Origin of the sequence: Falsiroseomonas oryziterrae, from assembly GCF_021864505.1 — a bacterium.
GTDB classification, from domain to species: domain Bacteria; phylum Pseudomonadota; class Alphaproteobacteria; order Acetobacterales; family Acetobacteraceae; genus Falsiroseomonas; species Falsiroseomonas oryziterrae.
Map to the genome: position 1 here is coordinate 1 of NZ_JAKJIB010000202.1, position 7282 is coordinate 7282.

6 protein-coding genes and 2 pseudogenes are annotated in these 7282 nt (G+C 73.5%); 3 read left to right on the forward strand and 5 right to left on the reverse strand.

Annotation, left to right across the window (positions count from 1 at the left end):
- The 3 genes and pseudogenes from L2I40_RS15345 to L2I40_RS15355 all read right to left on the reverse strand — a co-directional run.
- A pseudogene (locus L2I40_RS15345) lies at window positions 1–221 on the reverse strand (4-(cytidine 5'-diphospho)-2-C-methyl-D-erythritol kinase); the annotation flags it as partial.
- On the reverse strand, window positions 218–1936 hold the full coding sequence (locus tag L2I40_RS15350; RefSeq protein ID WP_237216078.1) for a tetratricopeptide repeat protein: 1719 nt from the start codon (window positions 1934–1936) through the stop codon (window positions 218–220). The pseudogene L2I40_RS15345 and the gene L2I40_RS15350, both read right to left, overlap by 4 nt.
- 103 nt (window positions 1937–2039) lie before the next feature.
- Complete coding sequence (locus L2I40_RS15355) at window positions 2040–2333, reverse strand: hypothetical protein (RefSeq protein ID WP_237216079.1); 294 nt, start codon at window positions 2331–2333, stop codon at window positions 2040–2042.
- A gap of 149 nt (window positions 2334–2482) precedes the next feature.
- On the opposite strand from L2I40_RS15355, the gene L2I40_RS15360 reads away from it, so the two are divergent.
- A complete protein-coding gene (locus L2I40_RS15360) occupies window positions 2483–3133 on the forward strand; it encodes a Tat pathway signal protein (RefSeq protein ID WP_237216080.1) in 651 nt (216 codons plus the stop codon).
- A 37-nt stretch (window positions 3134–3170) separates the two neighbouring features.
- On the opposite strand, the gene L2I40_RS15365 is transcribed toward L2I40_RS15360, so the two are convergent.
- Entirely contained in the window at window positions 3171–3776 is a 606-nt protein-coding gene (locus tag L2I40_RS15365; protein ID WP_237216081.1) for a glutathione S-transferase family protein, read from the reverse strand.
- Between the two features lie 65 nt (window positions 3777–3841).
- Window positions 3842–4312, reverse strand: coding sequence for a GlcG/HbpS family heme-binding protein (locus L2I40_RS15370; protein WP_237216082.1), 471 nt, complete (start codon window positions 4310–4312; stop codon window positions 3842–3844).
- Between the two features lie 77 nt (window positions 4313–4389).
- Between L2I40_RS15370 and L2I40_RS15375 the strand changes: the two genes are divergently transcribed.
- Both L2I40_RS15375 and L2I40_RS15380 read left to right on the forward strand, forming a co-directional pair.
- A complete protein-coding gene (locus L2I40_RS15375) occupies window positions 4390–6003 on the forward strand; it encodes a gamma-glutamyltransferase family protein (RefSeq protein ID WP_237216083.1) in 1614 nt (537 codons plus the stop codon).
- 105 nt (window positions 6004–6108) lie between these two features.
- Window positions 6109–7282: pseudogene (locus L2I40_RS15380) on the forward strand (hypothetical protein); the annotation flags it as partial.

A 7282-nucleotide genomic window follows, 5' to 3' on the forward strand; every position in this document is an offset into this window, starting at 1 on the left:
AGATTGTCCGCCTCCGCCGCCAGGGCCGGCGCTTCCGGCCCGCGCACATCGAGCGCCAGCGCCTCGCCCGGCGCCGCCGTCACGGCATCCCCCGCGCCGGCGAAGACCGCGAGGCTGTCGAGCAGGTGATAGCCATCCGCGCGGCGCCCGGTGACGCGCAGATAGAGATTCACCTTCGCCGGCGCCGCCTCCGTGACGGCGCCTGCCGGCGCCGCGCTCAATCGCTGCGCTGCGCGGTGGAGGCGTTCGGGGCCTGCAGGCCGCTCCGCAGCTTCGCCTCGATCTTCGGCACCTCCGGCGGCTCGGGGTCGAGCCGCAGCGCGCGCTGCCACTGGAAGCGCGCCTCGTTCTGCCGCCCCACCGCCCAGTACGCGTCGCCGAGATGGTCGTTGATGACGCTGTTGCGCGGTTCGAGCTCCACCGCGCGCTCCAGCCAGCGGATCGCGCCGGCCATGTCGCCGAGCTTGAACAGCGCCCAGCCCAGGCTGTCGACGATGTTGCCGTCGTTCGGGCGCAGCTCGACCGCGCGTTCCAGCATCCGCCGCGCCTCGGGCAGGTTCTTGCCCATCTCGACCCAGGTGTAGGCGAGGTAGTTCAGCACATAGGGCTGCTCGGGCGAGAGCTCGAGCGCGCGCTGGAAATCCGCCTCCGCCCGCGCCCAGCGGCCGGCGCGTTCGTTGGCGATGCCGCGCGCATAGAACAGCGGCCAGGCATCCGCGCGCGGCGCCGCGACGCGCTCGATCGCGGCGTCGTAGGAGGTGGCGGCCTCGGGGAACCGGCTGCGCTGGCGCTGGATGTCGCCAAGCCGCGCCCAGGGCTGCGGCGCCTCGGGCACCTCCGCCGCCACCGCGCGCAGCGCGCGTTCCGCATCCGCCGCGCGGTCCATGCGGTCGAGCAGCGTCGCCCGCCGCAGCGCCGCGACACGCGCCAGCGGATCGCCGGCCGGGACCGTCTCCAGCAGCGCGAAGGCCGCTTCCGGGTGGCGCTCCTCCGCGTAGTGCTCGGCGAGCAGCAGCAGCACGGGCGAGAAGTTCGGCCTGAGCCGCAGCGAGAGCCGCGCCAGGATCAGCCCCGATTCGCTCGCCTGCCCGCGCAGCGCGGCGCCGAGCGCGAGCTTCGCCTCCGCCATGCCCTCGACCGGCGAGGTCACGCCGCGCCCGGCCAGGAGCGCGCGCCGCCCCGGCTCGGTGACGGCGGCCAGCGAGAAGTCGCCGAGCCCGCGGCCGAGTTCCTCGAAGAGCCGCGTCGCCTCCGCCTCCCGCCCGTTGCGTGCCAGGATGCCGCCGGCCAGTTGCAGCAGCCGCAGCGACATGTCCGGCGTCTCCGCCAGCGCCATGCGCGCATAGCGCTCCGCCTCGCGGTTGCGTCCGGCGAGGTCGGCGATCAGCGCGAGATGAAGCGCGTGGATGCCGCGCAGCCGGCCGCTTTCCGCGAGCGGCCGGAGGGTGGCGAGCGCCTGGTCCGTCTGGCCCTTGCCCTGCAGCGTCCAGGCGAGCAGCAGCGGCGAGAGGATCGCGCCCGGTCCCTGTCGCGGCAGGCCGCGGATGCGCTGTTCGGCGCGATCCCAGCGGCCGGCCTGCGCCTCCGACCCGATCAGCAGAAGCGCGGCCGCCTGGTTGTCCGGCAGACGGCGCGCCAGCCGCAGCGCATCCGCGCGCCCGTCCAGCACGCTGGCCACGAAGGCGCGCTGGATGAGCTCCGGCTGGTCCGGATCGCGCCGGAGCGCGTCCAGCAACCGATCGGCGGCGGCCCGGGTATCCGTCTCCGACAGCGCGAACCGGCCGGCGAGATAGGCGCCGAAGACGCCGCCGGGCTCGGCCAGGGCGGCCGCTTGAGTCGATGTCCGGGCGGGCGCGGGCGAGCCTGCCGCGCCGCACGCCGAGAGCAACGCCGCGGCGAGCAGCAGCGCCCGGCGTGAGGGAAACGGGAATGGCATGGTGGGAAGCCTAGCAGCGCCGCTCCGCTCCGCGCCACTCCGGCGTGGCTGCGCTGCAACATGCGCAGCCGGCATGATGCGCGAGCGACACGTCCTGGCGCGCCTATTTGCTGGCGAGCAGCCCCTCGGCCCAATCCGCCATGCGGAGCGCTGCCTCCGTCGCGATCTCCGGCCGGGCGGGTGCGGCGCCGCGCAGGCCGCTCGCCGCCGCATCGGCGAAGCCGAGCAGCCGCGACACGGCGTCGGCCAGCATCGGCTTCGGCTCGGGCGAAAGGCGCGCGATCTCTGCCATCGCGCCGGCCAGGGCGGCCTGGGTCACCATCAATTCGGCCCGCAGTTCCACCACCTGTGCCGTCAGGCGGCGCAGTGCGCCTGTCTCCTCGGCCCGTTCGGTCATACTCACGCTCCTGTGATCCCGCCGCGCAGAGTGACGCCTGCGACCGAAACGGTCCATCGCGACGTGCTGGATTACCGGCCTTTCACTCGTCCGCCAGCACGGACCCGTTACTTTCGGCGCAACATCCTGGATTCGTGGGGGAGTTCCGCATGCATCGTCGTCTGCTCGCCGCCTTCGCGCTGGCCGCGGGGTTGGTCGGGGCCCTGCTCGCCCCGACGGCAGCCCAGGCACAGAACCGCTTCTGGCTGGTGAACGAGAGCGGCCGGACAATCCTGGAGGCCTATGTCTCCTCCTCCCGCGTTTCCGGCTGGGGCCCCGACATCCTGGGCACCTCAGTGCTGCCGGCGGGCCAGCGAGTCTGGGTGACGCCCAACTTCTCCGACTGCGTGCTCGACGTCCGCGTGACCTACCAGGGCGGCGGTGAGGAGACGCGGATGCAGGTGAATGCCTGCAGCCTGTCCACCATCGCCTTCCGTGGGGGCGCGCCGATGCCCGGCGCCGGCGCCGGGGCGGGCGCGCAGGTCTCGCCGGGCCGCGCCGTCGCCGGCAACCCGTCCTTCAACTTCGTCAACGGCACCGGCGTCGTGATCCGCGAGATCTATGTCTCGCTCTCGAGCGACAGCAATTGGGGTCCCGACCGGCTGGGCGCGAACGTGCTGCAGCCCGGCCAGCAGCTCGGCGTGAGCCTGCCCGCCACCGGCGTCTGCACGGTGGACATGCGCGTCGTCTACATGGACGGCCGCGCGCAGGAGCGCCGCCAGGTCGAGACCTGCAGCATCGCCAACTTCGTCTGGCGCTGACCGCGAGGGGCGGGGCCACGCGCCCCGCCCGCCCGCCTCATCCCTCGCGCTGCTTCCGCGCCGCCAGCGCGGCGGGGCGCGTCAGGCAGGCGTCGAGCCAAGCCTTCACGCGCGGATACGGCCCGAAGTCGAAGCCGTTGAGCCAGGCGCCATAGAGCACCGAGGCCAGGTTCAGGTCTGCGATGGTGAAGCCGGTGCCGACCAGCACCGGCCCGCGCGCGAGATGCCCTTCCAGCACGAGCAGGCGCTGTGCCGCCGCCTCCGCGCCCGCCTTGGCCTGCCCCGGATCCCGCTGGTCGGCCGGGCGGATATAGGTGTTGTAGGCCCACTGCATGATCGCGGGCTCCATCTCGGTCGCCGCCCAGAGCGTCCATTGCAGCACGCGCGAACCGTCGTCGCCGGCCGGCATCAGCGGCGCGCCGCGCTTGCCGGCGATGTGGAGGTTGATCGCCAGGCTCTCGAACAGCGTCAGCTCGCCGTCCTGCAGGGCCGGGATCTTCCCGTTCGGGTTCACCGCCGCGACATTGGCCTTCAACTCCGGCCCGAACCCGACCGGGATCACCTCATAGGCGAGCCCCGCCTCTTCCGCCGCCCAGATGCAGCGGAAGGCGCGGCTCTTCGCGATGCCATGGATCTTCAGCACGAACCGACTCCGTTTCCCTCAGGATGCGGAGAAACGGATCGTCGGTTTCGCGCGAGGCGACAAGATCAGCCCAGCGGATCACCCGTCTCGGGCGTCAGCCCGGCCGCGCGGATGCCGGCCACGGCGCAGGCCTCGTCCTTGTCCGACAGGTCGCCCGAGACGCCGACGGCGCCGAGCACCGCGCCCGCGCCGTCCTTCACCAGCACGCCGCCCGGCACCGGCACGGCGCGGCCGCCGGTGATGTCGGACAGCGCGTTCATGAAGGGGCCCATCGCCTGCGCGCGCCGCGCCAGCTCGCGCCCGCCGAAGCCCATGGCGAGGCAGCCATTCGCCTTGCCCCAGGCGATCTCGACGCGCGCCAGGCTCGACCCGTCCTCGCGCAGCGCGGCCTTCAGCTGGCCGGCGCCGTCCAGCACCACGACGGTCAGCGGCGCGAGCCCCATCTCACGGCCCTTCGCAAGCGTCGCATCGGCGATGCGGCGCGCGGCGTCGAGCGTGATGCCGTGCTGGAAGCCGGCGGGCGAGGCATGGGTCATGAGGGATCTCCCGGATTGCGGCGCCCCTCTGCCCCGCCCCGCCGCGCGCGTCTAGGCTCGGGGGCGGAGGCCACGCCATGCCGAACCCCGCGATGATCGTCGCCCCGCAGCCCGAGGCGGTGGAGGCCGGCGCGGATGCCCTGGCGGCCGGCGGCAGCGCGGCTGACGCGCTGGTCGCCTGCGCGCTGGCGCAGGGCGTCGTCGACCCGATGATGTGCGGCCTCGCCGGCCTCGGCGTGCTGCAGATCCACGACCCGGCGAGCGGCGAGACGACCGTGCTCGACGCGCTCTCCACCTGCCCCGCGGCGGCACGCGAGGCGATGTGGGCGGATCGCTTCCTCGGCGAATGCAGCGACGGCTACGGCTATCGGCTCGAGGGCGCGGCGAACGAGATCGGCCACGGAGCCGTCACCACGCCCGGCATCCTGCGGCTGCTCGAACTCGCGCATCGCCGCTGGGGCAGGCTGCCCTGGCACGGCCTGTTCGACGCCGCGATCGGCCATGCCGAGGAAGGCTGGACGGTCCGCCCGCATGTGCATGTCATGTTCACCGCCGACGAGGCCCCCTATGGCCGCCTCTCCATGACGGACAAGCTCGCCTTCACGCCGGAGGGCCGCGCGCTCTACCTGCGCGGGGACGGCACGCCGAAGCGGCCGGGCGACCGCGTGGTGAACCCCGCCATGGCCGCGACGCTGCGCGAGGTCGCGGCGGGCGGCGCCGAGGTGCTGCATGGCGGCGCGCTCGGCGCGCGCATCGCGGACGACATGGCGCGCCATGGCGGGCTGCTGACGCGCGACGACCTCGCCGGCTTCCGCGTGGCGGAGGCGCCGCCGCTGCGTGTCGCCTTCCAGGGCCATGTCGTCGCCGTGCCGGCGCCGCCCGCCGGCGGCATCGTGGTGGCGGAGGCGCTGCGCATCCTGGAGCGCTTCGACCTCGCTGTCCTCGGCCACAACACGCCGCCCTACATCCATGTGGTCACCGGCGCGATGCGCGTCGCGCTCGCCGACCGCGAGGCGCATATCGGCGATCCCGCCTTCCACGCGCCGCCGCTCGACCGGCTGCTGTCGGATGCGCATGCCGACGCGGCGGCCGCGCGCATCCGCGCGGGGCTGCCTGCGCCGGCGCTGCGCGAGGCGGGGGAGCCGCGCGACACCACCACCATCTCGGTCCTGGACCGCGACGGCCGGCTCGCGACGCTGACCCAAACGCTCGGCGTGCCCTCCGGCGTCATACCGCCAGGGACGGGCATCATGCTGAACGGCGCGATGAACTGGTACGACCCGCGCCCCGGCCGCCCCGGCTCTATTGCGCCGGGCAAGAAGCGCTTCTCCTCGATGGCGCCGACCGTGCTGTTCGGCCCAGATGGCCGCGCACTGGCGACGCTCGGCGCGCCGGGCGGCGCCTGGATCGGCGTCGCCTTGATCCAGGTCCTGCTCAACCTCGTCGTCTTCCGCATGACGATGCAGGAGGCCGTGCAGGCGCCGCGCTTCTCCGCGACCACGCCGGCGATCGACATCTCGAACCGCATCCCGCGCGCGGTGCAGCGCGAGTTGGAACGCATGGGCCACAAGGTGAAGCGCAGCTTCCACTCCTATCCCTTCGCTGCGCCGCACGGGATCGCGCTGGCGGGCGGCGTGCCGCAGGGCGGTGCCGATCCGCAGCGCGACGGGATGGCGCTGCGGGTGGATTGATCCAGGCCGACAACCCTCCCGGATTCGTCATCCGTCCGGGCATTCCCGCAGCCGCGATGCGGGGCGACTTAGACGCGCATCGTACGGAGCCTCGAACCCTTGGGAGTGACGACGCGCGCGGCCCTTGCCGCGCCACGTGCCGGAACGCGCCGCGACAGGCCGCCGGTGCTGCGGCTGCATGTGCTCATGGTCCTCGCTTCGCTCCTCGTGCCGGCCGCCCTGTTCGGCGCCGCCGCCTGGCAGAACCGCCGCGACGTCCTGCGCGAGGTGGAGGACACGGTCCTGCGCACCGTGCTGGTGATGCAGGAGCACGCGCTGAAGGTGTTCGAGACCCAGGAGCTTGCGCTCGCGCGCGTGGCGGACCGCGTGAGCGGACTCACCTGGGAGCAGATCTCCGCGCCGGAAACCAGTGCCTTCCTCGCCCGTCTCCAGAAGCCCTACGAGCAGGCGGTCTCGATCTGGGTGACCGACCGGCACGGCGTGGTGCGCGCCGGGAGCCAGCCCTGGGATCCGGCTCAGACCGTTGCCGACCGCGAGTTCTTCCACATCCACCGCGACGGTGTGCCGGGCCCGCATGTCTCCAGTGCCTTCCGCGGTCGGGCCAGCGGGATGGCGAGCTTCGCGCTCAGCCGGCGCCGCGACGTGCCCGATGGCAGCTTCGACGGCATCATCCACATCGCCCTCAGCCCCGACTATTTCGCGCGCTTCTTCGGCGAGGCTGCGCCCCCGCTCCGGCATGCGGCATCGCTGCTCCGCGCCGACGGGGAGATCCTGGCCCGCGACCCGCCCGGCGGTCCGCGGCGCCTCGGCTCCGACAGCCCCTTGATGCAGGCCATCGTCGACCGCCCGTCGGGCGGCCTGTTCCGCGCCGTCTCCAGCATAGACGGCAAGGAGCGACTCTACGCCTACAGGCGGCTCGGTCCCTGGCCGCTCTATGTCGGCTTCGGCGTCGAGACGCGGGAGCTGATGCGGCGCTGGCACGACAACCTCGTCATGTTCGGCGCCGTCGCGCTGGCGGCATCCCTCCTCCTGCTGCTCGCCTCCTGGCTCGCGCTGCGCAGCGCATCGGCCGAGCGGGAGGCGGGCGCGCGGCTGCGCGCCACCCTCGAGGATCTGCGGCGCGAGACCGCGGGCCGGGAAGCGGCCGAGCTGCGGGTGCGGCAGGCGCAGCGGATGGAGGCGCTCGGCCAACTCGCCGGCGGCATCGCGCATGACGTGAACAACGTGCTCCAGGCCGCGGCGAGCGGCGCGCGGCTGATCGAGATCGGAAGAGCACAAC

Bases quoted from the DNA above. Each gene is read 5' to 3' on its own strand.
- L2I40_RS15350 (WP_237216078.1), bottom strand. From the start codon at position 1,936: ATGCCATTCCCGTTTCCCTCACGCCGGGCGCTGCTGCTCGCCGCGGCG.
- L2I40_RS15355 (WP_237216079.1), bottom strand. From the start codon at position 2,333: ATGACCGAACGGGCCGAGGAGACAGGCGCACTGCGCCGCCTGACGGCA.
- L2I40_RS15360 (WP_237216080.1), top strand. From the start codon at position 2,483: ATGCATCGTCGTCTGCTCGCCGCCTTCGCGCTGGCCGCGGGGTTGGTC.
- L2I40_RS15370 (WP_237216082.1), bottom strand. From the start codon at position 4,312: ATGACCCATGCCTCGCCCGCCGGCTTCCAGCACGGCATCACGCTCGAC.
- L2I40_RS15375 (WP_237216083.1), top strand. From the start codon at position 4,390: ATGCCGAACCCCGCGATGATCGTCGCCCCGCAGCCCGAGGCGGTGGAG.